At 70.3% G+C, this 23,193-nt stretch carries 15 protein-coding genes; 10 read left to right on the top strand and 5 right to left on the bottom strand.

From position 1 onward, the window contains the following. Window positions 1-7 precede the first annotated feature (7 nt). The 3 genes from PFX98_RS14220 (at window position 8) to PFX98_RS14230 (ending at window position 4,187) form a co-directional block, all read left to right on the top strand. Complete coding sequence (locus PFX98_RS14220) at window positions 8-2,374, top strand: ABC transporter permease (protein ID WP_285231160.1); 2,367 nt, start codon at window positions 8-10, stop codon at window positions 2,372-2,374. A 5-nt stretch (window positions 2,375-2,379) separates the two neighbouring features. Next, a complete protein-coding gene (locus PFX98_RS14225; RefSeq protein WP_285231161.1) occupies window positions 2,380-3,588 on the top strand; it encodes an efflux RND transporter periplasmic adaptor subunit in 1,209 nt (402 codons plus the stop codon). A 101-nt stretch (window positions 3,589-3,689) separates the two neighbouring features. Beyond that, window positions 3,690-4,187, top strand: a complete 498-nt coding sequence (locus PFX98_RS14230; protein ID WP_285231162.1) for a nuclear transport factor 2 family protein — start codon at window positions 3,690-3,692, stop codon at window positions 4,185-4,187. A gap of 1 nt (window position 4,188) precedes the next feature. On the opposite strand, the gene PFX98_RS14235 is transcribed toward PFX98_RS14230, so the two are convergent. Genes PFX98_RS14235 through PFX98_RS14250 form a run of 4 tightly spaced genes read right to left on the bottom strand, consistent with a single transcriptional unit; the run spans window position 4,189 to window position 7,819 of the window. After that, window positions 4,189-5,271 carry an ABC transporter substrate-binding protein gene (locus PFX98_RS14235; RefSeq protein WP_285231163.1) on the bottom strand — a complete coding sequence of 361 codons (1,083 nt, stop codon included), beginning with the start codon at window positions 5,269-5,271 and terminating at the stop codon, window positions 4,189-4,191. A gap of 24 nt (window positions 5,272-5,295) precedes the next feature. Further along, on the bottom strand, window positions 5,296-6,066 hold the full coding sequence (locus tag PFX98_RS14240; RefSeq protein ID WP_285231164.1) for an ABC transporter ATP-binding protein: 771 nt from the start codon (window positions 6,064-6,066) through the stop codon (window positions 5,296-5,298). Between the two features lie 20 nt (window positions 6,067-6,086). Continuing rightward, a complete protein-coding gene (locus PFX98_RS14245) occupies window positions 6,087-6,866 on the bottom strand; it encodes an ABC transporter permease (RefSeq protein WP_425334606.1) in 780 nt (259 codons plus the stop codon). Continuing rightward, window positions 6,863-7,819, bottom strand: a complete 957-nt coding sequence (locus tag PFX98_RS14250) for an ABC transporter substrate-binding protein (protein WP_285231165.1) — start codon at window positions 7,817-7,819, stop codon at window positions 6,863-6,865. Before PFX98_RS14250 ends, PFX98_RS14245 begins: the two co-directional genes overlap by 4 nt. Before the next feature lie 152 nt (window positions 7,820-7,971). Between PFX98_RS14250 and PFX98_RS14255 the strand changes: the two genes are divergently transcribed. The 7 genes from PFX98_RS14255 to PFX98_RS14285 all read left to right on the top strand — a co-directional run bounded on the left by PFX98_RS14255 (window position 7,972) and on the right by PFX98_RS14285 (window position 21,611). Further along, on the top strand, window positions 7,972-15,759 hold the full coding sequence (locus tag PFX98_RS14255; protein ID WP_285231166.1) for a GAF domain-containing protein: 7,788 nt from the start codon (window positions 7,972-7,974) through the stop codon (window positions 15,757-15,759). Beyond that, window positions 15,749-17,944, top strand: a complete 2,196-nt coding sequence (locus PFX98_RS14260; RefSeq protein WP_285231167.1) for a response regulator — start codon at window positions 15,749-15,751, stop codon at window positions 17,942-17,944. The genes PFX98_RS14255 and PFX98_RS14260 overlap by 11 nt, the downstream gene beginning before the upstream one ends. A gap of 3 nt (window positions 17,945-17,947) precedes the next feature. After that, on the top strand, window positions 17,948-18,307 hold the full coding sequence (locus PFX98_RS14265; RefSeq protein WP_285231168.1) for an Hpt domain-containing protein: 360 nt from the start codon (window positions 17,948-17,950) through the stop codon (window positions 18,305-18,307). Next, on the top strand, window positions 18,300-19,337 hold the full coding sequence (locus tag PFX98_RS14270; RefSeq protein ID WP_285231169.1) for an adenylate/guanylate cyclase domain-containing protein: 1,038 nt from the start codon (window positions 18,300-18,302) through the stop codon (window positions 19,335-19,337). Before PFX98_RS14265 ends, PFX98_RS14270 begins: the two co-directional genes overlap by 8 nt. After that, window positions 19,334-20,047, top strand: coding sequence for a Crp/Fnr family transcriptional regulator (locus PFX98_RS14275; protein ID WP_285231170.1), 714 nt, complete (start codon window positions 19,334-19,336; stop codon window positions 20,045-20,047). The genes PFX98_RS14270 and PFX98_RS14275 overlap by 4 nt, the downstream gene beginning before the upstream one ends. Before the next feature lie 101 nt (window positions 20,048-20,148). Beyond that, on the top strand, window positions 20,149-21,093 hold the full coding sequence (locus PFX98_RS14280) for a hypothetical protein (protein WP_285231171.1): 945 nt from the start codon (window positions 20,149-20,151) through the stop codon (window positions 21,091-21,093). Continuing rightward, the gene (locus PFX98_RS14285; RefSeq protein ID WP_285231172.1) at window positions 21,093-21,611 is read left to right on the top strand and encodes a nuclear transport factor 2 family protein; all 519 of its coding nucleotides are present in this window, start codon (window positions 21,093-21,095) and stop codon (window positions 21,609-21,611) included. Before PFX98_RS14280 ends, PFX98_RS14285 begins: the two co-directional genes overlap by 1 nt. 20 nt (window positions 21,612-21,631) lie before the next feature. Here PFX98_RS14285 and hutH read toward each other — a convergent pair whose 3' ends face one another. Then, a complete protein-coding gene (hutH, locus tag PFX98_RS14290) occupies window positions 21,632-23,179 on the bottom strand; it encodes a histidine ammonia-lyase (protein WP_285231173.1) in 1,548 nt (515 codons plus the stop codon). Window positions 23,180-23,193 lie beyond the last annotated feature (14 nt).

Consider the following 23,193-nt stretch of genomic DNA (forward strand, 5'->3'; position numbering starts at 1 on the left):
CCCAGCCATGAGAGCGCTCGACCGCAAGCTGCTGCGCGACCTGCGCAGCCTCTGGAGCCAGGTGCTCACCATCGCCCTGGTGGTGGCCAGCGGCATGGGCGGCTTCATCGCCTGCCTCTCGGCGGTGGACTCGCTGGCGCTGGCGCGCGACGACTTCTATGCCGAGGGCCGCTTTGCCGATGTGTTTGCCAGCGTCAAGCGCGCGCCGCTGGCGCTGCAGGAACGGCTGGCGGCGCTGCCCGGCGTGGCCCAGGTCGACACGCGCGTGGACCAGCTGGTGCGGCTGGAGCTGCCCGGCGTGGTGGACCCGGTGCTGGGCCAGCTGATCGGCCTGGACGCGCGCAAGCCGGCGCGGCTCAACCGCGTGTTCGTCAAGAGCGGCCGTCTGCCCTCCGCCGATGCCACCGGCAGCCCGCTCGTCGAGGTGGCGCTCTCGGCCGCCTTTGCCGAGGCGCGCGGCCTGGCCCCCGGCGCGCGCCTGTCGGCGCTGGTGAACGGCCGGCGGCGCGAGCTGCTGGTGGTGGGCACGGCGCTCAGCCCCGAGTTCATCTTCGCCGGCCTGGGTGGCATGCCGGACATGCGCGGCTTCGGCATCGTCTGGATGGACCACGAGCTGCTGGCCTCGGCCTACGACATGCGCGGCGCCTTCAACCGCGTGGCGCTCAAGCTTGCGCCCGGCGCCGAGCCGGCGGTGGCGATGGCGGCGCTGCAGCCGGTGCTGGCGCCCTATGGAGGACGCGAGGCCTATGGCCGCGAGGACCAGAGCTCGCACGCCATGCTGAGCAACGAGATCAAGGAGCAGCGCGTGCTCGGCACGGTGGCACCGGTGATCTTCCTGGGCGTGGCGGCCTTTTTGCTGAACGTGGTGGTGTCGCGCCTGGTGACCACGCAGCGCGAGCAGGTGGCCGCGCTCAAGGCCCTGGGCTACCCCAACCGCAGCATCGCCGCGCATTACCTCAAGCTGGTGCTCGTGATCATGCTGCTGGGGCTGACGCTGGGCGTGCTGCTGGGCGACTGGCTGGGCAGCATGCTCACCGGGCTGTATGTCGAGTTCTTCAAGTTCCGCCATTTCCAGCATGTGCTGGATGTGCGGCTGCTGCTGTGGAGCGGCGGCTTCTCGCTGCTGATGGCGGTGCTGGGCACGCTCAACGCGATTGCCGCCACGGTGCGGCTGGCGCCGGCCGAGGCGATGCGGCCGGCCGCGCCGGGGCGCTACCGGCCCGCCATCGTCGAGCGCCTGCCCTGGCTGCGCGCCGGCGTGTCGCTGCGCATGATCCTGCGCCAGATGGAGCGCCGCCCCTGGCGCACCCTGCTGTCCATCGTCGGCGTGGCGGTGGCGGTGGGCATCGTGGTGCTGGGCAACTTCTTCCGCGATGCGATCGATTTCGTCGTCGACTCGCAGTTCAACGCCAGCATGCGCAGCGATGTGATCGTCTGGATGAGCGAGGCCGGCCCCGACAGCGCGCGCCTCGAGCTGCAGCGCCTGCCGGGTGTGCTGGCGGTGGAATCGGGGCGCGACGTGGCGGTGCGCTTCCTGCACGGCGCGCGCAGCGAGCGCGGCGCCCTGCAGGGCCTGGCCGCCGCACCGCAGGCGCGCCGCATCGTCGACGTGGACGGCCGCGCCAGCCTGCCCAGCGCGAGCGGCCTGGTGATGACCGACCGCCTGGCCGACAAGCTGGGCCTGCGCCCCGGCGACCCGGTGCTGGTGGAGCTGCTGGAGGGGCGGCCGCGCCGCCTGGAGCTGCCGCTGGAGACGACGGTGCGCGAGATGATGGGGCTGAACGCCTATATCGAGCGGCGCGCGCTCAACCACCTGCTCGACGAGGGCGATGTGAGCTCGCAGTTCGCCCTCGTCGTCGAGCGCGGCCGCGAGGCCGAGACCCTGCGGGCGCTGCGCGCCCTGCCCAGGGTGGTGGGCGCCTTCAGCAAGGCCACGGTGCTGCGCAATATGCAGGATGTGAGCGCGCGCAATGTGCGCATCATGAGCACCATCCTCACCGCCTTTGCCAGCGTCATCGCGGTGGGCGTGGTCTACAACAATGCCCGCATCGCGCTGGCCGAGCGTGCCTGGGAGCTGGCCTCGCTGCGCGTGCTGGGCTTCACGCGTGCTGAGGTCTCGGGCCTGCTGCTGGGCGAGATGGCACTGAGCATGGCGCTGGCCCTGCCGCTGGGCATGGGCCTGGGCTGGCTGCTCACGCATGGCCTGGTGGAGGCGCTGAAGAACGACCAGTTCCTGTTTCCGGTGGTGATACAGCCGCGCACCTATGCGCTGGCCTGCCTGGCGGTGCTGCTGGCGGGCGTGGCCAGCGCGCTGGTGGTGCGCCGCCGCATCGACCGCCTCGACATGGTGGCGGCTTTGAAGACAAGGGAATGAGCGAGATGCAAACCAAGAACAAATGGCTGATGGGTGGCGCGGCGTCGGCCCTGCTGCTGGTGCTGGCCTGGGCCTTTGCGCCGCGGCCGCAGGCGGTGGAGATCGCCAGCGCGCAGGCCGGGCGCTTCGAGCTCGGCATCGAGGAGGACGCCAAGACGCGCGTGCAGGAACGCTACCTGGTCTCGGCGCCGCTGGCCGGCCGCTGGCTGCGCCCGCAGCTGAAGGAGGGCGACGCGGTGCAGGCCGGCGCGGTGCTGGGCGTGCTGCAGCCGACGCTGGCCGCGCTCACCGACGCGCGCAGCCGCGCCGAGCTGGCGGCGCGCGCCGAGGCCGCCAGCGATGCGGTGCATGCCGCCACCGCGCGCCTGGCCGCCGTCGGCATCGCCCAGGCCCAGGCGCAGCAGGAGTTGTCGCGCAGCGAGGCGCTGGCGCGCCAGGGCTATCTGAGCGCCGCCCGGCGCGACAGCGATGCGCTGGCCCTGCAGGCCGCGCAGCAGAACCTCAAGGCGGCGCAGTCCGAGCTGAAGATCGCCCAGCACGAGGCGGCGCAGGCGCGCGCCGCATTGGGCGTCTATGGCGGCGCCGGTGGCGCGGGCGCTGCCGGCAACGGCTTTGTGCTGCGCGCCCCGGTGGCGGGCCAGGTCCTGCGCGTGCAGCAGCCCAGCGAGGGCGTGGTGGCGCTGGGCGCGCCGCTGCTGGAGCTGGGCGACACGGCCCAGCTGGAGGTGGTGGCCGAGCTGCTCAGCACCGATGCGCTGGCGGTGCGGCCGGGCCAGCCGGTGCAGATCGAGCGCTGGGGCGGCCCCGCCGTGCTCAAGGGCCAGGTCTTGCGGGTCGAGCCGGGCGCCTTCACCAAGGTCTCGGCCCTGGGCGTGGAGGAACAGCGCGTGCGCGTGCTGGTCAAGCTGCTGAGCCCGCCGGCCGAGCGCCAGCAGCTCGGCGACGGCTACCGCGTGGGCGTGCGCATCCTCACGCGCAGCGCCGAGGGCGCCCTGCTGGTGCCGGTGAGCGCGGTGTTCCCGCTGCCGCGCGCCGCGGCCGGCCGCCATGCGGTGTTCCGCGTCGAGGGCGGCCGCGCCCGGCTCACCGAGGTCAAGCTGGAGGCGCGCAATGGCGCGGTGGCCTGGGTGACCGGCGGCCTCGATGCGGGCAGCCAGGTGGTCAGTTATCCGCCGCAGGACCTGCAGGATGGGGCCAGGGTCAAGCCGCGTTAGGCGTGTTTGAGGGCCGGATTTCCCGGCTTGGTCGCAGCGCCGGTGACGGCCGCTTTGCGCTTTCCTAGACTCGCGCCCAGCTTTCACCCCAGGAGATGCTCTTGAACGCACTGACGCGCTGCTGCTGGCTGGTCCTCATGGTCTGCCAGCTCGCCTTCTTTTCCACCGCAGCCACCGCCGCGCCGCGCGACGGCGAACTGGCCGGGCTGGCCGCAGCCGTGGATGCGCAGTGGAATGCCCGCGACGCCGCCGCGTTGAGCGCCTTCTACGCCGCCGACGCCACCCTGAGCCTGGGCCGCGATGGGCCGCGCCTGGCGGGGCGCGCGCAGATCCAGGCCTACTTCGAGCAATCGCTGGCGCGCGTGGCCAAGGACCTGAGCCACCGCACCGTGCTGCGCCGGGTCGAGCCACTGGACGGCCAGACCTATCTGACCGACAACGCGATCTATGTGGAGCGGCCCGGCGCCAACGGCGCGACCGAGGTGGTGGGCGAGTTCTTCACCCTCACCATCGTGCGGCCGGCCGCCAGCGGCTGGGAGATCGTGGCGGTGCGAGCCGTGCCGCTGAGCCGCACGCCGGCGCGCGCCGCCGCGGGCTGACTCAGCGCAGCAGCACATCGACCCCGAACTGGTATTGCTTGAGTTTGGGGTTGAGATGCTTGCTGTGGGGCCGGAAATCCAGGCCCCGGATGCCCTTGCCGAAGCGCGCCAGATAGCGCTCGGCGCTGCGCGCATCGAAGAGCATGAACATGGACTGCTCCAGCTCCAGGCCCTCGTCGGCGAAGTCGCGGCCGTGGTGGTGGTCGTAAAGCATCAGCAAGGCCCAGGCGCCGCACATGAAATGGCCGCCGGCCAACGCGCTGAGGCGGCCGTCGATGCGGGCCTGCATGGCCTCGGCCGAGGTGTTGATGCCCGAGTACAGCAAGTCGCGGCCCGGCATGCGGCCCTCCTGCTGGGCCAGCTCTATGGCGCCAAAGGCCATCTGGTCGCTGCCGGCCCAGACCAGGCGGGCCTGCGGGCGCCGCTGCAGCAGGCCGTGCATCAGCTCGGCCGCCTGCTCGCGCTTCCAGTCGGCGAAGGCCAGTTCGTCCAGCACCGCCTGGGGGGCCTCGGCCACCGCGCGGCGCATGCCCTCGTTGCGCGCGATCGAGACCGGGGTGGAGCGGTCGCCGGCGATGGCCAGCAGGTGCACGCGGCCGTCCTCGGCGCGCAGGCCCTGCTTGAGGCCCTGCACGATCAGGGCCTTGGCGGTCAGGTAGCCGGCCTCGACGGCGTGCGGCTCCAGGCTGCCCAGCAACAGCGGCAGGCCCTGGCGCGGCGCCCATTGCGCGCGCTCCTGCGGCAGCAGGCCGCTGAAGGCGGCAAAGCTCTTGATGCCCACGCCGCCCAGGGTTTGCGCGTTGGCGACCAGGGTGCCCTTCTCGTTCACCAGGATCACGTAGTCGGGGCGCTGCAGGGCCGGGCGGGCCGCGATCTCGCGCGCCAGCTGCAGGGCACGCGCCGGCTCGCGCTCGGCGTACAGGACCTCCAGCTGCAGCTGCAGGCTTTGCGCCGCCGCCTGCATGGCCTGGGTGGCCGCCACCCAGAAGGCCTCGTCGCTGCGGCCCGGGTTGATGAAGGCGATGCTGAGCGCCGCGGCGTGTTGGGCGCAGCAGAGCAGGAGCAGGGCGAGCAGGCGCGGCATGGTCAGCCCATTGTCCGCCTCAACTCAGAGCATGGCCGCCGCCAGCACCTCGCTGCGCAAAGCCTCGGTGAGTTCGCGCTTGAGGGCCGAGAAGGCCGCGCTGGTCTTGACGGCGTAGTGGCGCGGGTGCGGCAGGTCCACCGGCAGCTCCAGCTTGATGCGGCCCGGCCGCGCGCTCATCACCGCGACGCGCGAGCCCATGAAGATGGCCTCGTCGATGTCGTGGGTCACGAACAGCACGGTCTTCTTCTCGCGCTCCCAGATGCCGAGCAGCAGCTCCTGCATCAGCTCGCGGGTCTGGTGGTCGAGGGCGCCGAAGGGCTCGTCCATCAGGAGCATGCGCGGCTCGTTGGCGAGCGCGCGCGCCAGCGCGGTGCGCTGCTGCATGCCGCCGCTGAGCTGCTTGGGGTAATGCTGGCTGAACTTCTGCAGCCCCACCTTGGCCAGCCAGGCCTGGGCCTGCTCGACCTGCTGCTTGCGCGGCAGGCCGCGCTCGCGCAGGCCGAAGGCGACGTTGTCCAGCACCGTCAGCCAGGGGAACAGGGTGTAGCTCTGGAACACCATGCCGCGGTCGGCGCCGGGGCCGTTGACCGGCTGGCCGTCCAGCAAGACCTGACCCTGGCTGGCCTGGTCCAGGCCGGCGACGATGCGCAAGAGCGTGCTCTTGCCGCAGCCCGAGGGGCCCAGGATGGTGAGGAAGTCGTTCTCCGCCACGGCCAGGTCGGTGGCCTGCAGGGCCAGGGTGTGCTGGCTGCCGCTGGTGAAGGTGCGCGCGACGCCGCGTATGGAAAGCATGGAAGAACTCACCGCCGCACCTACCTTCCGAGCTGGGCCCAGGGGAACAGGGCGCGGTTCATGGCCTTGAAGGCGAAGTCGCTGACCAGGCCGATCAGGCCGATCACGATGATGCCGAAGATGATTTGGTCGGTGGCCAGCAGGGCCTGGCTGTCGGTGATCATGTGGCCGATGCCGCTGGAAGCACCGATCAGCTCGGCCACGATCACATAGGTCCAGGCCCAGCCCAGCACCATGCGCAGGGTTTCGGCAATCTCGGGCGCGGCGCCAGGGATCAGCACGCGGCGTATCAGGCCGGCATCGCCCACGCCCAGGGTGTAGGCGGCCTCCACCAGATCGCGCCGGGTGTTGCCCACCGTCACCGCGATCATCAGGGTGAGCTGGAAGAAGCTGCCGATGAAGATCACCGCCAGCTTCTGCGCCTCGCCGATGCCGGCCCAGAGGATCAGCAGCGGGATGAAGGCCGAGGCCGGCAGGTAGCGGGCAAAGGAGACAAAGGGCTCGAAGAAGGCCTCCACCGGCTTGTAGGTGCCCATCAGCACGCCCAGCGGCAGGGCCAGCGCGGCGGCGATCAGGAAGCCGCCCAGCACGCGCCACACCGTCATGCCGATGTCGGTGGCGAAACCCATCTGCGTCAGCAGGGTCCAGCCCGAGACCAGCATGGTCAGCGGGTCGGCCAGAAAGGTCTTGGAGACCAGGCCGCCGAAGGTGGCGGCGGCCCAGACGGCGGTGAAGAGCACGAAGAAGGCCAGCCCCAGCGCCAGCTTGGCACCCGGGCCGACCGGCACCAGCGGCTTCATTTGGCGCCGATGAAGCGCGTGTCCGCCAGCCGGGCGAGGTCGGGCATGGCCTTGATGATGCCCAGCTCCATCAGCAGCACGGCCGCCTCCTTGCTGAAGCGCAGATGCTCCTCGGCGAAGAATTTCTGGTTCGCCGCCTTGTCCTGCCAGCGCAGGTAGGCGGCGCTCTTCTCGAAGGCCTCGCCGGCCTGCTTGACGTCGGCGCCCATGATCTCGAAGCTCTTCTTGGGCTCGGCCTTGATCAGCGCGAGGGCCTCGAAATAGCCGTCGGCCAGGGCCTGCGCGGCCTTGGGGTGCTCGGCCAGGAACTTGGGCGTGCAGCCGAAGGTGTCCATCACCACCGGGTAGTCCAGCGTGGTGGCGATGATCTTGCCGGCCTCGGGCTTGGCGCGCACGCCGCTCAGGTAGGGCTCGTAGGTCATGCCGGCGTCGATGTCGGCATTGCCGGCGATGAAGGCATTGGCGGCGGCCTGCGGCTCCAGGTTCACCACCTTGACGTCCTTCACCGACAGGCCGTTCTGTTTGAGCATCCAGGCCAGCGTGAAGTAGGGCGCGGTGCCGGGCGCGCTGGCGGCCACGGTCTTGCCCTTCAGGTCGGCGATCCTGGCGATGCCGGGCTTCACCACCATGCCGTCGGCGCCATAGCTCTTGTCGAGCTGAAAGATCTGCGTGGTGGCCACGCCGTTGGCGTTCCAGACCACCCAGGTCTCCACCGTGGTGGCGGCGCATTGCACATCGCCGGAGGCGATCGCCAGGTGGCGGTCCTTCTGCGGGATCTTCTTGATGCTCACGTCCAGGCCCAGCTTCTTGTAGATGCCGGCCTCCTTGGCCAGGGTCAGCGGGGCGAAGCCGGTCCAGCCCGAGATGCCCACGGCCACCTTGGTTTCCTGGGCCTGGGCCAGCATGCAGCAGGCGCCGGCCATCAGGGCCAGCAGCAGTTTCTTGTTGGGCATGACGAATTCCTCCGGGTCGAAAGCCACATGATGGCGGCTGTCACCACAACAGGTGTCAGGTTTTGCCCTGACCCCGGGATAGCCCGGCGCCCGTACCGCCGGCCCGGGCCTAGACTCGGGCCTCAATCGTCGCGACCGGAGTGCCGTCCACGATGTCCGCAGCCTTGCCAGCCAGCGCCCGCAGCAAGCCCGCCCGGCCCAGCCGTCGCGGCGCGGCCGTGCCGGCAGGATGGAACAGTGCCGCCGAGCTGGCCTGGAGCGGGCGCCATGAGGAGGCACGCGCCGCCTGCGGCGAGGCGCTGGCGGACGCCCGGCTGCCCCTGGCGCAGCGCGTGGCCCTGCTGGCGCTGCGCAGCGAATCCGCGGTGGCGCTGGGGCGCTTCGACGCCGCGCTCAGCGATGCCGAGACCCTGCTGACCCTGGTGCCTGGCGCCGAGCATGCGGCCGCACAGGCGCAGGGCTATGCCGCGATGGCGATGGCGCTGATGCGGCGCGGCCGCCTGCAGGAGGCGCTGGCGGTGGCCACGCTGGCGCTCGAGCGCGCCGAGCGCTGCGGCCAGCCGGCGCTGCGCGCGCTGGCGCTCACGCGCTTGGGCGAGGCGCAGTTCCGCGTGCGCCAGGGCCGCATGGGCGTGCCCAGCGGGGAGCAGGCGGCGGCGCTCTATGCGCGCCTGGGCGATGCCTCGGGCCAGGCGCGCGCGCTCTGGATCGTCGCCAACGCGCAGATGAATCTGGGCCATCCGGCCCAGGCGCGCACGGCGGCCGAGCAGGCGCTGGCGCTGGCGCGCCAGAGCGGCGACGAGTTCGCGCTCGGCAATGCGCTCAATCTGCTCGCCTTCATGCAGGCCGATCTCTCGGCGGTGCTGCAGGGCTTCCGGCAGGCCGAGGCGGCCTTCCAGCGCGCCGGCTATGTGGAGCGCTGCGCGCTGGTGCGCTCCAACATCGCCAACGCCTATGTGGAGCTGGGCCTGTACCGCCATGCCCTGCAGCTGCGCCAGGCGAATGCGCGCCTGCAGCGCGAGCTGGGCGCGCTGGCCGGCCTGGCCAACACCCTGGCCTCGCTGGCCGATATCGCCATCCAGCTGGGCGACTACGCCGCCGCCGAGGCCGCGCGTGCCGACTATGTGGCGCTGCTGCAGCTCTATGCCGACCCGATCGGCGGCTATATGGCGGCCAGCCTGGGCGGCGAGCTGGCGCTGGCGCAGGGCCACAGCGCGCTGGCGGTGCGCGAGTTCCGCGCCGCCCAGCGGGCCGCCCTGGCGGGCAGCGATCCGGCCATGCAGATGGCGGCGCACGACGGCCTGGCCAAGGCCCTGCTGGCCGATGGCCAGGCGGCTGCGGCGCTGCGTGCCAGCAGCCGTGGCATCGCCCTGCACCGCGGTCAGGGCTTGAGCAAGCTCGACTTCGTGCAGCGCCAGCATCTGTGGTGGCATCACAGCCAGGCGCTGGCCGCGCTGGGCCGCGGCGAGCAGGCCTGGGCCGCGCTGCAGCAGGCCTATGTGTTCCTGCTCGACGGCGTGCGCGAGCTGCGCGACGAGGGCCTGCGCCGCAGCTACCTCAACAAGGTGCTCGGCAACCGCGAGCTGGTGCACGCCTGGCTGGCCGAGGCGGCGCAGCGTGGCCTGGCCGAGGCCGAGCGCGAGGGCTATCTGCACCTGCCCAGCCTGCCGGTGGAGCCCTTCAAGCGCCTGGTGGACAGCGGCCTGCGCCTCAACGAGCTGCGCAGCGCAGCCGAGCTGCAGGAGTTCCTCATCAACGAGCTCACCCAGCTGACCGGCGCCGAGCGCGTGATGCTGGTGCTGGAGGGTGGCGGCGCGCTGGAGATCGCCGGCGCCATGCTGCCGCGCGGCGAGTCGGCGGCGGCCCTGCTGCAGGCGGTGACGCCCTGGCTGCAGGAGGCACGCCGCAGCCGCAGCGTCAGCCTGCGCCACGGCCCGCCCGGTGCCGCGCCGCTGGCGCAGCGCAGCTGCCTGGTGGCGCCGCTGGTGGCGCAGCGCCGCGTGCTGGGCCATGTCTATGCCGACATCGAGGGCGTCTTCGGGCGCTTTGCCGATGCCGATCGCGACCTGCTGGCCCTGCTCGCCGCCCAGGCCGCGGTGGCGCTGGACAACGCGCGCTGGGGCGAGGGCCTGGAGGCCAAGGTGGCCGAGCGCACCGCGGCGCTGGCGGCCGCCAAGGCCCAGGCCGAGCAGCGCGCCCATGAGTTATCCATCATCAACGCGATCCAGCAGGGCATCGCCGATTCGCAGGACTTCCAGGCCAGCGTCGACCTGGTGGGCGACCAGCTGCGCGAGGTGCTGCGCTCGGGCGATATCGGCATCCATTGGTACGACGCCGCCGCCGGCCTGATGCGCCCGCTCTATGTCTACGAGCATGGCGAGCGCCTGCAGTCCAGCGCCTATGTGCCCAACCCCGGCGGGGCCTGGGAGCAGATCCGGCGCACCCGCAAGCCGCTCATCTATCACAGCCGGCGCGACTACGCCTACGCCGCCCTGCTGGATGGCAGCGATGCCGAGCTCAGTGGTGCCTTCATCCCCATCATTGCCGGCGAGCATCTGCTGGGCGTGATCGTGCTGATGGACTTCCAGCGCGAGCATGCCTTCGGCACCGACGAGATCCGCCTCGTCGAGACCATCTCGGCCAGCCTTGGGGTGGCGCTGGAGAACGCGCGCCTGTTCGACGAGACCCAGCGCCTCTTCAAGGAAAGCGAGCAGCGTGCCGCCGAGCTGGCCATCATCAACAGCGTGCAGGCGGCGCTGGCGGCCGAGCTGAACATACAGGGCATCTACGACGCCGTGGGCGACAAGGTGCGCGAGATCTTCGACGGCCGCGATGTCGGCATCCGCGTCTTCGATGCCAGCACCGGCCTGGAGCATTACCCCTACACCTACGAGGACGGGCGGCGGCTCGTGATCGTCTCCGAGCCCATGGAGGAACGCGGCTTCAGCGCCGCGATACGGCGCAGCCGCAGCAGCCTGGTGATCAACGAGCAGATGGACATGGCGCGAGCGCGCTACGGCAGCTATGTGCTGCCGGGCACGCGCAGCACCAAGTCGGCCGTCTATGTGCCGCTGGTGTCGGGCGAGCAGGTGCGCGGCGTCATCACCCTGGTCGACCTGGAGCGCGAGCAGGCCTTCAGCGAATCGGATGTGCGCCTGCTGCAGACCCTGGCCAACAGCATGAGCGTGGCGCTGGAGAACGCGCGCCTGTTCGACGAGACCCAGCGCCTCTTGAAGGAGACCGAGCAGCGCAACGCCGAGCTGGCGGTGATCAACAGCATCCAGCAGGGCATGGCGGGCTCGCTGGACTTCCAGGCCATCGTCGAGCTGGTGGGCGACAAGCTGCGCGAGGTGCTGCACAGCGAGGACATCGGCATCCGCTGGCTGGACCATGGCACGCGCAGCGTGCACTTCCTCTACGAGATCGAGCATGGCCAGCGCCTGGAGATTCCGACGCGCAAGCACGAACCGGGCGCCCGCTGGGACGAGCTCAGTACGCGGCGCGAGCCCAAGATCCTCAACAGCGTGGCCGAGCAGGTGGCGGCCGGTGTCAAGGCGATCCCTGGCACCGACCAGGCCCTCAGCATGCTGCAGGTGCCCATCGTCGGCAGCGACCGCGTGCTGGGCCGCATCGTGATGGAGAACCACGAGTGCGAGCAGGCCTTTGGCATGCCCGAGGTGCGCCTGCTCACCACCGTGGCCGCCACCATGGGCGTGGCGCTGGAGAACGCGCGCCTGTTCGACGAGACCCAGCGCCTCTTGAAGGAGACCGAGCAGCGCAATGCCGAGCTGGCGGTGATCAACAGCATCCAGCGCGGCATTGCCGGCTCGCTGGACTTCCAGGGCATCGTCGAGCTGGTGGGCGTCAAGCTCGGCGAGATCCTGGCCTGCCCCAGCGTCGGCGTACGCTGGTTCGACCATGAGCGGCGTGCCGTGCTGCACCTGTACGAGACCGAGCATGGCCAGCGCCTGACGCTGCCGCCGCGCGAACTGGCCCATGAACCCGAGCTGTGGCGCAAGCAGGTCGAGCAGCGTGAACCGGTGGTCTACGGCTCGGTGCCGGAGCAAGTCGTGGCAGGCACCGGTGCGATACCGGGCACCGATCAGGCCAAGTCCATCGCCAAGGTGCCCATCGTCAGCGGCGAGCTGGCGCTGGGCTCCATCGTGGCGGAGGATCATGAGCGCGAGCATGCCTATGGCGCGGCCGAGGTGCGGCTGCTGCAGACCATTGCCGCCGCCCTGGGCATGGCCTTGCAGAGCGCGCAGCGCTTCGATCAGACCCAGCGCCTGCTCAAGGAGACCGAGCAGCGCAATGCCGAGCTGGCGGTGATCAACAGCATCCAGCAGGGCATGGCGGGCTCGCTGGACTTCCAGGGCATCGTCGAGATGGTCGGTGACAAGCTGCGCGAGGTGCTCAAGACCGAGGACATCGGCATCCGCTGGCTCGATCACGCCGGCCAGACCGTGCACCATCTCTACGAGTACGAGCATGGTGTGCGCCTGCAGATCCCGCCGCAGCCGCTGGCGAGCGGGCCGGTGATGAGCCGGCTGATGAGCACGCGGCTGCCGGTGGTTACCAACAGCCCGGCCGAGAAGCTGGCGCTGGGCATACGCGCGCTGCCGGGCACCGACTCCAGCCTCTCGTCCATCCACCTGCCCATCGTCGGCGGCGATGTGCTGCTGGGCTCGATGGTGCTGGAGGATTTTTCGCGCGAGCAGGCCTATGGCGAATCGGAGCTGCGCCTTCTGCAGACGGTGGCCTCGGCGATGGGCGTGGCGCTGCAGAGTGCGCGCCTGTTCGACGAGACCCAGCGCCTGCTCAAGGAGACCGAGCAGCGCAATGCCGAGCTGGCGGTGATCAACAGCATCCAGCAGGGCATGGCGGGTTCGCTGGACTTTCAGGGCATCGTCGACCTGGTGGGCGACAAGTTGCGCGAGGTGCTGCACACGGAAAACCTGGGCATCGTCTGGTACGACGCGGCCAGCGATCACCTGCACAGCCTCTATGTCTACGAGCACAACCAGCGCCTGCATGTGCCGCCGGCCGCGCCGAACCCTCAGGGCAGCTGGGCCAGGCTGGTCGCCACGCGCCAACCGGTGGTGCTCAACACCACCGCCGAGATGGAGGCCGCCGGCATTACGCTGATGCCCGGCACCGACCAGGCGCTGTCGGTGCTGAAGGTGCCGGTGATCGTGGGCGACCAGGTGCTGGGCATCATCGACACCGAGGACCACCAGCGCGAGCATGCCTATGGCGCGGCCGAGGTGCGCCTGCTGCAGACGATTGCCTCATCGATGGGGGTGGCACTGGAGAACGCGCGCCTGTTCGACGAAACGCAGCGCCTGCTGAAGGAGACCGACGATCGCGCCGCCGAGCTGGCGGTGATCAACGGCGTGCAGCAAGGCCTGGCCAACAAGCTCGATGCCGACTCGATCTACGAGCTGGTGGGCGAGAAGCTGCGCGAGCTGTTCGATTCGCAGAGCATCAGCATCGCCAGCCTGGACATGCAGGCGAACCGCCGCCACTACCACTACATGCTGGAGCGCGGCCGGCGCTTCGAGGTGCCCGACGGGCCGATCTCGGCGCTGGGCCTGCACCTGGTGGCGAGCGGCCGCCCGCTGCTGATCAATGACGACAAGACCGCGCGCCTGGCCGCGCTGGGCATTGTCAGCAGCACCCTGCCGGGCACGGCCGAGACGCTCAGCCTGGTGCGCGTGCCGATCCTGTCCGGCGAGCGCGTGGTGGGCGTGATCGGGCTCGACAACGTCGATCGCGAGAACGCCTTCAGCGCCGCCGATGTGCGCCTGCTCACCACCCTGGCCGGCAGCATGAGCGTGGCGCTGGAGAGCGCGCGCCTGTTCGAACAGACCCAGCAGCGCGCCGACGAGCTCGCCACCGTCAACGCGCTGGGCCAGGCGCTCACCAGCACCATTGACCTGGATGAACTGATTCACACCGTGGGTGAAAAGATGCGCGTCACCTTCGCCGCGGACATCGCCTACATCGCCTTGCTCGACCAGGCCGCCGGCCTGATCCGCTTCCCCTATATGCATGGCGAGCAACTGGATCAGCAGGCGATGGGCGAGGGCCTGACCGGCAAGATCATCGAATCCGGCCAGCCGCTGCTGCTGAACGAGGACGTCGATGCCGCCGCCGACGCCCTGGGCGCCGAGCAGCTCGGCGAACGGGCCGCCAGCTATCTGGGCGTGCCGATCCGCGTGGGTGAGCGCGCGATCGGCGTGCTGAGCGTGCAGAGCACCGCCCGTGAGGGCCGCTTCACCGCGGCCGATCAGAACCTGCTCAGCACCTTGGCGTCCGGCGTCGGCGTGGCGATCCGCAATGCCCAGCTGTTTGCCGAGGCCAGGGAGGCGCGCGCCGCGGCCGAGGGCGCCAACGAGGCCAAGAGTGCCTTCCTGGCGACCATGAGCCATGAGATCCGCACGCCCATGAACGCGGTCATCGGCATGAGCGGCCTGCTGCTGGACACGCCGCTGAACGCCGAGCAGCGCGACTACGCGGCCACCATTCGCGACAGCGGCGACGCCCTGCTGACCATCATCAACGACATCCTGGACTTCTCCAAGATCGAGGCCGGGCGCATGGACATCGAGGCCCATCCCTTCGATCTGCGCGACTGCGTGGAATCGGCGCTGGACCTGGTGGGCGCACGCGCGGCCGAGAAGCAGCTCGACCTGGCCTATGTGTTCGAGGACGATCTGCCGGCCGTCGTGAACGGCGATGTGACGCGGCTGCGCCAGGTGCTGCTCAACCTGCTCAGCAATGCGGTCAAGTTCACCGACAACCAGGACGGCCGCGGCGAGGTGGTGCTGAGCCTGGCCATGCAGGCGCAGGGGCAGCTGCACTTCTGCGTGCGCGACACCGGCATCGGCCTGAGCCCGCAGGGCATGAGCCGCCTGTTCCAGAGCTTCAGCCAGGCCGACAGCTCGACCACGCGCAAATACGGCGGCACCGGCCTGGGCCTGGCGATCAGCCGGCGCCTGGTGGAGCTGATGGGCGGCCGCATGTGGGCCGAGAGCGCCGGCGTGGGCGCGGGGGCGAGCTTCCACTTCACGCTCGCGCTGCCGGCGGTGACGGCGCCGGCGGCGCGCAGCGCCCTGGTGGGCCCTCAGCCGGCGCTGCATGGCAAGCGCCTGCTGGTGGTGGACGACAACGCCACCAACCGCCGCGTGCTGGCCCTGCAGACGGCGCGCTGGGGCATGCTGCCGCAGGACTGCGCCAGCGCCGAGCAGGCCCTGGCCTGGATGGCCGCGGGCGGGGTCTGCGACCTGGCCCTGCTGGACATGCACATGCCGGGCATGGACGGCGTAACGCTGGCGCGCCTGCTGCGCAAGACCCGACCCCAGCTGCCCCTGGTGCTGTTCAGCTCGCTGGGGCGCAAGGAGGCAGGGGTGGAGGAGGGCGTGTTCGCCGCCTATCTGCACAAGCCGCTGCGGCAGAGCCAGCTGTTCGACACCTTGATGAATCTGCTGGGCGAGCGCAGCGCGGCGCGCGTGCTGGCGCCGGTGGGCCCCAGCCAGCATGCCGGCCTGGCCGAGCGCCACCCGCTGCGCATCCTGCTGGCCGAGGACAACGCCGTGAACCAGAAGCTGGCGCTGCGCCTGCTGAGCCAGATGGGCTACCGCGCCGACCTGGCCAGCAACGGCCTGGAGGCGGTGGAGAGCGTCGAGCGCCAGCCCTACGACCTGGTGCTGATGGACGTGCAGATGCCCGAGATGGACGGCCTGGAGGCGAGCCGGCGCATCACCGCGCGCTGGCCGGCCGGGGCGCGGCCGCGCATCGTCGCGATGACCGCCAACGCCATGCAGGGTGACCGCGAGGACTGCCTGGCCGCCGGCATGGACGACTACCTGGCCAAGCCGATACGCGTGGAGGCGCTGGTGCAGGCGCTGCTGCGCGCGGAGCTGCGAGATGCCCGCTGAGCCGCTCGATCCCTCCCTGCGCCAGTTGGTCCAGGCGGCGCAGTTCGACGTGCTGGCGCGCAATATGCGCAAGGGCATCGCGGCCTCGCCGGTCGCCGTGGCCCTGTTTGGCTGGGCGCTGTTCCAGCGCGGTTCCACCGCGGGTTTCTGGTGGTGGGCCGGCCTGGTCTGGCTGATGACGCCGTTCTACTACCTCGTGCTGGCCCCCTGGCAGCAGCGCCTCGCGACCCAGGGCCGGTTCGACCGCCTGGGCCGGTCGCAGCTGTTGTTCCATGCCTGGTTTGGCGGGCTCTGGGGGGCGGCATGCGTGATCTTCTACGACGACGATCTTGTGCGCCTGCTGGTGCTGCTGGCCGCGGTGCTTGGCAATGTGACCGCGGTGGCGATGGCGGCGGCCAATCACCTGCCCAGTGCCTATGCCTACTGCCTGGCCATCTCGCTGCCGTTTGCGCTGCGCGCGGCGGTGGCCGGCGAGGGCGTCAGTCTGATGGTGGGCGCAGCGGCGCTGCTGGTGGTGGGCAATGCGCTGGCCTATGCGCACCAGCATGGCCTGGCGCTGCGCGACGCCGTGCGGGTGCGTTTCGAGAACCAGCGTCTGCAGGAACAGCTCACCGAGCAGAAGGTGCGCGAGCGCACGCGCGCGCTGGAGGCCGCCAGCCAGCACAAGTCGGAATTCCTGGCCACGGTCAGCCATGAGATCCGCACGCCGCTGAACGCCATCATCGGCATGAGCGGGCTGATGCTGGACACGCCGCTGGATGCCGAACAGCGCGATTACGCGGGCACCATCCGCGACTCCGGCGAGACCCTGCTGACCATCATCAACGACATCCTGGACTTCTCCAAGATCGAGGCCGGGCGCATGGACATCGAGCACCACCCCTTCGAGCTGCGCGACTGCGTGGAGTCGGCGCTGGAGCTGGTGGCGGCGCGCGCGGCCGAGAAGGGGCTGGACCTGGCCTATCTGTTCGAGGGCGAGCTGCCGGTGGCGTTGAACGGCGACGTCACGCGGCTGCGCCAGATCCTGCTGAACCTGCTCTCCAACGCCGTCAAGTTCACCGAGCGCGGCGAGGTGGTGCTGAGCGTCAGGGCGCTGGGCGACGACGCGTGGCAGTTCAGCGTGCGCGACACCGGCATCGGCCTCAGCGAGGCCGGCATGAGCCGGCTGTTCCAGAGCTTCAGCCAGGCCGACAGCTCGACCACGCGCAAGTACGGCGGCACCGGCCTGGGCCTGGCGATCAGCAAGAAGTTATCCGAGCTGATGGGCGGGCGCATGTGGGCCGAGAGCGCCGGCCCGGGCTGCGGCAGCAGCTTCCATGTCTGCATCCGCGCCGAGCCCGCCGAGCCGCCCGCCAACGCGCGGCGCGAGTTCATCGGCCAGCAGCCGGCGCTGCGCGCCAAGCAGTTGCTGGTGGTCGACGACAACGCCACCAACCGCCGCGTGCTGGCGCTGCAGACCGCCAAATGGGGCATGCTGCCGCGCGACTGCGCCTCGGGCGAGGAGGCGCTGCAGCTGCTCGAGCAGGGCGGGCGCTTCGACCTGGCGGTGCTGGACATGCACATGCCGGGCATGGATGGCCTGACGCTGGCGCGCCGCATCCGCAAGACCTGGCCCCAGCTGCCGCTGGTGATGTTCAGCTCGCTGGGGCGCAAGGAGGCCGGTGCCGAGGACGGGCTGTTCCAGGCCTATCTGCACAAGCCGCTGCGCCAGAGCCAGCTCTTCGACGCCCTGGTGGGCCTCTCGGGCGAGGCGCTGGCGCCGCGCCCGCCGGCGCAGGACAGGCCCGGCATCGACGCCGGCCTGGCCGCGCGCCACCCGCTGCGCATCCTGCTGGCCGAGGACAACGCGGTGAACCAGAAGCTGGCCTTGCGCCTGCTGGCGCAGATGGGCTACCGTGCCGACGTGGCCAGCAACGGCATCGAGGCGGTGGAGAGCGTGCAGCGCCAGCCCTACGACCTGGTGCTGATGGATGTGCAGATGCCCGAGATGGATGGGCTGGAGGCGGCGCGCGAGATCTGCCGCCGCTGGCCGGCCGGCCGCCGGCCGCGCCTGGTGGCGATGACCGCCAACGCCATGCAGGGCGATCGCGAGGCCTGTCTGGCCGCGGGCATGGACGATTACGTGACCAAACCGATACGCACCGAGGCCCTGGTACAGGCCCTTATGCGCGGCCAGGGAGGCTGAGAGATGAATGTCATCGATGCACAGATCTTCACCGAGCTGCAGGACAGTGCCGGCGCCGACTTCGTGGCCGAGCTGGTGCAGACCTTTCTGGAGGATGCGCCGGGCCTGCTGCAGACGCTGCGCCAGGCGCATATGAGCGGCGATGCGGCGGGCTTCCGGCGCGCCGCCCACACGCTCAAGTCCAATGGCAACACCTTCGGCGCGCTGCACCTGGCCGAGCTGGCGCGCGAGCTGGAGCAGCGCGGCCAGCAGCCGCTAAGCACGGGAGAGGCCGACGATGCCGAGCTGGCGGCGCGCCTGCAGAACCTGGAGCAGGCCTACGCGCATTGCGCCGCGGCGCTGCGGAGCCTCGGCCATGCGTGACGATGCCGCCCGGCTGCTGCTGGTGGATGACAACCGCGTCAATCGCCTGTTGCTGGCGCGCCAGCTGGGCCAGCTGGGCCACCAGACCGAGCTGGCCGAGAACGGCCGCGAGGCCCTGCGCATGCTGCGCGAGCGCCGCTACGACCTGCTGGTGCTGGACATCGAGATGCCCGAGATGGATGGCTTCGAGGTGCTCAGCCGCATGCTGGAGGACCCCGAGCTGCGCGAGCTGCCCGTGATCGTGACCTCGGCCCTGGAGGGGCTGGCGAACGTGGTGCGCTGCATCGAGCTGGGCGCCGAGGACTATCTGTCCAAGCCGGTCAATCCGGTGCTGCTGAAGGCGCGCATCGGCGCCAGCCTGGAGAAGAAGCGCCTGCGCGACGCCCAGCGCGAGCTGGTGAGCCGCTTTGCCACCCTGGAGGTGGCGCAGGACCTGGAGCGCTCGGGCTTCAGCCTGGGCGGGCGGCGCGTGCATGGGGCGGTGCTGTTCTGCGACATCCGCGGCTTCACTGGCCTGGTGGAGACGCTCGCGCCCGAGCAGGTGATCGAGCTGCTCAACACCTACTACACCCTGATGTTCGACGCCATCAGCGGCATGGGCGGGGTGGTGAACCAGATCATCGGCGACGGCCTGATGGCGATCTTCGGCGCGCCCCTGCCTCTGGAGCAGCCGGCGGCCGCGGCGGTGGCGGCGGCGCTGGAGATGGTGGCGATGATGGAGCAGTTCAGCCGCGAGCAGCTGGCCGCCGGCCTGCCGCCGCTGCGCATCGGCATCGGCATTGCCAGCGGCGACATGGTGGCCGGCTACACCGGCACGCAGCAGCGCGCCACCTACACCTGCGTGGGCGACACGGTGAACCTGGCGGCGCGCCTGGAGGCCCATACCAAGGAGGCGGGGCGCGCCATCCTCATCGATGCAGCCACCCAACTGGCGTTGCAGGGGCAGGTCCCGACGGAGGCACTCGGCCCGGTGCTGCTCAAGGGCAAAGCCGCCGCTGTCGAGGTGTATGCAGTGCTGGGTGATCGATGATGTGGCAGACGCTGCTGGCGGCGATACAGAGCAGCTTCTTGGACAGCCTGGCCACGCCGCTGCAGATCCTCGCTCTGGGCTGCGCCGTGCTGGGCGTGGGGCTGCAGGTCGGCGGCTCGCTGGTGCGCACCATGCTGCCCTTGCGCTGGCTGACGGTGGCCAGCAGCCTGGCCCTGATGGTCTATGGGGCCTTGAGCCCCTCCATGAGCACGCTGGCGGCGTCGCTGCTGCTGTTGCCCATCAATGTCTTCCGCGCCGTGGAAGTGACGCGGCTGACGCATGCCGTCAAGGGCGCGGCGGCGGCGGCCGATCATGTCGGGCATTGGCTCAAGCCGCATATGAAGGTGCGCAAGCTCAAGGCCGGCCAGGTGCTCTTCCGCAAGGGCGATCGGGCCGAGCATCTCTACCTGCTGGTGCAGGGCGAGATGCGGCTGGCCGACATCGGCCAGCAGCTGCCGCTGGGCCGCATCTTCGGCGAGATCGCCCTGTTCGCGCCCGACCACCGGCGCACCCACACCGTGCAGGCGCTGAGTGCCTGCACGGTGCTTCAGATCCACGAGAGCACGGTGCGCCAGCTCTACTACCAGCATCCGGCCTTCGGCTTTCACCTCATCGACCTGCTGGCCGAGGGGCTGGCGCACGACGTCGCGCGCGCCGAGGCGGCGGCGCAGGCGACCCCCAGTCAGGGGGGGGCGATTCCCGAGGCCTAAGTGCTTTCCCCAGCACGCTGCCGGCGCGGCCGGCGTAACTTGATCAAGCTCAGTCCGGGCGCAGCCCGGCTCGTCAACGTCTTCCACTGGAGCGCAGCACCATGACATCGATCACCGGAACCAGTTTGCTGGCCTTGGCCCTCGGCCTCTCGGGCGCCGCGATGGCGGACGCCGACAAGGAAACCGTGCCGAACAAGATCTCGCACCGCCTCAACCCCGGCCATCCCACCATCGAGGCGGCGTCCACCGGCGGCACCGGCACGCTCAGCGCGATCAGCTGGCGCGGCGGGCCGGTCATGACCGGCGCTCCCAATGTCCACCTGATCTGGTACGGCAACTGGGCACAGAGCAATGGCAGCGATACCGCGGCGGGCCAGCAGATCGTGCGCGACTTCATGTCCGGCGTGAGCAACTCGCCCTACCTGGCCATCAACAGCACTTACACGGGCTCCAATGGCACGGTGAGCGGCCTGATCGGCACGGTCAGCGAAGCCAGCGTCGGCTATACCAATGGCACCCGCCTGCGCGATGCCGACATCTCCAAGATCGTCTCCAACTACATCAGCAGCAGCGGCAAGAAGGACAGCAACGCGGTCTACTTCGTGCTGACCTCCTCGGACGTGGCCGAGACCAGCGGCTTCTGCAACAAGTACTGCGGCTGGCATACCAGCGCCAACATCCAGAGCACCAATATCAAGTACAGCTTCGTCGGCAATGCGAACCGCTGCCTCGCCAGTTGCGCGGCACAGTCGACCAGCCCGAACGGCAACGCGGGGGTGGACGGCATGCTGTCGGTGGTGGCGCATGAGCTGGAGGAGACGCTCACCGATCCGAACCCGAGCAGCGGTTGGGTCGACTCCAGCGGCGCCGAGAATGCCGACAAATGCGCCTGGACCTTCGGGCATTTCCAGCAGACTGCCGCCAATGGTGCTTCCTACAACATGACCCTGAACACGGTCAGCGGCAGCAAGAACTATCTGATCCAGCGCAACCTGTCCAATGTGGACAACAAGTGCTACATGAACGGCGCGCGCACCATCTACTGATGGGCTTGATGCCATGCGGCCTGCGCCGCCGTCAGCTGCTCGCCCTGGCCCTGGCGCCGGCCCTGCCGGCGCCGGCCTGGTCGCAGCAGCATGTGACGCGCGCCGTGCAGGCCTTTTTGCAGCTCGAAGAGGCCCTGCTGCGGGCGCTGCGCGAGGCCGACACCGCCCAGCTCGATGCCTTGCTGGGGGCGGAGTTCGAACTGCTGGTGCAGCAACAGCCGTCCACCAGCACGCCGCGCGAGACCTGGCTGCAGCGCATGCGCCAGCCCGGCGCGACGGACTATCAGCCCGCCGACATGGCGGTGCGCGAACTCGGCGCGGTGGCCATCGTCAGCTTTGTGCTGCGCCCCCAGGGTAGGGAGGGCCGGGCCGGCCGTCCGCCCATCGCGGTGGTGGATGTGTGGGAGCGGGACGGCAGCCGCTGGGTGCTGACATCCCGCCATGCCTCGGCGCTGGCCGGGCCGCGCCGCCTGCTACCCGGCGAGGCGCCGGGCGAGGGCTTGCGCAAGCAGATCTGAGCCGCCGGGCCGGCTGAGCCTCAGCCGAACACCTTCAGGCCGGTCTCGGCCACCAGCAGCACGCTCAGCTGGCCGTCTTCCACCAGGGCGCTGGCATGCTCGATATCGGGCGCCAGGTAATGGTCGGTGGGCATAGGCGGGCAGTTCTGGCGCACCAGGGCGTGCACCCCTTCCAGGGCCTTGGAGCTCGCCAGCGGGCGCAGGAACTCGATGCCCTGCGCGGCCGCCAGCAGCTCGATGCCGATGATGTGGCCGGTGTTGTCCAGCATCTGGCCGAGGCGGCGCGCGCCGTAGGTGGCCATCGACACATGGTCTTCCTGGTTGGCGCTGGTGGGCAGGCTGTCGACGCTGGCGGGATGGGCCAGGCTCTTGTTCTCGCTGGCCAGGGCCGCGGCGGTCACATGGGCGATCATGAAGCCCGAGTTGAGGCCGGCGTTGGCGGTCAGGAAGGGCGGCAGGCGCGACACGCTGGCGTCGATCAGCATGGCAATGCGGCGCTCGGCGATCGCGCCCACCTCGGCGATGGCGCAGGCCAGCGCGTCGGCGGCCAGGGCCACCGGCTCGGCGTGGAAATTGCCGCCGGAAACCATATAGCTCGTGCCGTCCTGGTTGGCGAACACCAGCGGGTTGTCGGTCACCGCATTGGCCTCGCGCAGCAGCACGTCGCGCACATAGCGGGCCTGGTCGAGGCAGGCGCCCATCACCTGGGGCTGGCAGCGCAGGCAGTAAGGATCTTGCACGCGCTCATCGCCCTCCTGGTGCGATTGACGGATGGCGCTGCCGGCGAGGATCTGGCGGTAGGCGGCGGCCGCCTCGATCTGGCCGGGCTGGCCACGCACCGCATGGATGCGCGGGTCGAAGGGGCCGTCGCTGCCGCGTGCGGCATCCAGGCTCAGCGCACCGCTGACGATGGCCGAGGCATAGACCTGCTCGAAGCGCAGCAGGCCCTCCAGCGCCAGCGCGGTGCTGGTCTGGGTGCCGTTGATCAGGGCCAGGCCTTCCTTGGCCTGCAGCACCAGGGGTGCGATGCCATGCTTGTTCAGCTCGGGCAGGGCGGGCACGCGCCGGCCGTCCACCAGCATCTCGCCCTCGCCCAAGAGGGCCAGGGTCATGTGCGAGAGCGGGGCCAGGTCGCCCGAGGCGCCCACCGAGCCCTTGGCCGGCACATAGGGCACCAGGCCGGCGTTGAACACGTCCAGCAGGCTTTGCACCACCGCCTCGCGCACGCCGGAATGGCCGCGCGCCAGCGAGGCCGCCTTGGTGGCCAGCATCAGGCGCACCACGCTGGGCTGCAGGGGTTCGCCCACGCCCACGCAATGCGAGCGGATCAGGTTGAACTGCAGTGTGGCCAGCTCTTCCTTGCTGATGCGCTTGGAGGCCAGCTTGCCGAAGCCGGTGTTGACGCCGTAGACCGGCGCATCGCCGGCGGCCGCGCCCTGCACCACGGCGGCGCTGCGGCGGATGCTGTCGGCGGCGCTGGCATGCAGGCCCAGCTTGACGCCGCCGTTGCGGATGCTGCGCAACTGGTCCAGGGTCAGCTGGCCGGGGGTGATTTCGATATGGGTCATCTGGTTCTCTTTCT

The organism is Paucibacter sediminis (genome assembly GCF_030254645.1).
GTDB lineage: Bacteria > Pseudomonadota > Gammaproteobacteria > Burkholderiales > Burkholderiaceae_C > Paucibacter_B > Paucibacter_B sediminis.

Excerpts from the sequence above, each read along its gene's own strand:
- PFX98_RS14285 (WP_285231172.1), top strand. The coding sequence starts at position 21,093 with ATGGGCTTGATGCCATGCGGCCTGCGCCGCCGTCAGCTGCTCGCCCTG.
- PFX98_RS14220 (WP_285231160.1), top strand. The coding sequence starts at position 8 with ATGAGAGCGCTCGACCGCAAGCTGCTGCGCGACCTGCGCAGCCTCTGG.
- PFX98_RS14280 (WP_285231171.1), top strand. The coding sequence starts at position 20,149 with ATGACATCGATCACCGGAACCAGTTTGCTGGCCTTGGCCCTCGGCCTC.
- PFX98_RS14245 (WP_425334606.1), bottom strand. The coding sequence starts at position 6,866 with ATGAAGCCGCTGGTGCCGGTCGGCCCGGGTGCCAAGCTGGCGCTGGGG.
- PFX98_RS14250 (WP_285231165.1), bottom strand. The coding sequence starts at position 7,819 with ATGCCCAACAAGAAACTGCTGCTGGCCCTGATGGCCGGCGCCTGCTGC.
- PFX98_RS14270 (WP_285231169.1), top strand. The coding sequence starts at position 18,300 with ATGCGTGACGATGCCGCCCGGCTGCTGCTGGTGGATGACAACCGCGTC.
- PFX98_RS14265 (WP_285231168.1), top strand. The coding sequence starts at position 17,948 with ATGAATGTCATCGATGCACAGATCTTCACCGAGCTGCAGGACAGTGCC.
- PFX98_RS14260 (WP_285231167.1), top strand. The coding sequence starts at position 15,749 with ATGCCCGCTGAGCCGCTCGATCCCTCCCTGCGCCAGTTGGTCCAGGCG.
- PFX98_RS14235 (WP_285231163.1), bottom strand. The coding sequence starts at position 5,271 with ATGCCGCGCCTGCTCGCCCTGCTCCTGCTCTGCTGCGCCCAACACGCC.
- PFX98_RS14225 (WP_285231161.1), top strand. The coding sequence starts at position 2,380 with ATGCAAACCAAGAACAAATGGCTGATGGGTGGCGCGGCGTCGGCCCTG.
- PFX98_RS14240 (WP_285231164.1), bottom strand. The coding sequence starts at position 6,066 with ATGCTTTCCATACGCGGCGTCGCGCGCACCTTCACCAGCGGCAGCCAG.
- hutH (WP_285231173.1), bottom strand. The coding sequence starts at position 23,179 with ATGACCCATATCGAAATCACCCCCGGCCAGCTGACCCTGGACCAGTTG.
- PFX98_RS14255 (WP_285231166.1), top strand. The coding sequence starts at position 7,972 with ATGTCCGCAGCCTTGCCAGCCAGCGCCCGCAGCAAGCCCGCCCGGCCC.
- PFX98_RS14275 (WP_285231170.1), top strand. The coding sequence starts at position 19,334 with ATGATGTGGCAGACGCTGCTGGCGGCGATACAGAGCAGCTTCTTGGAC.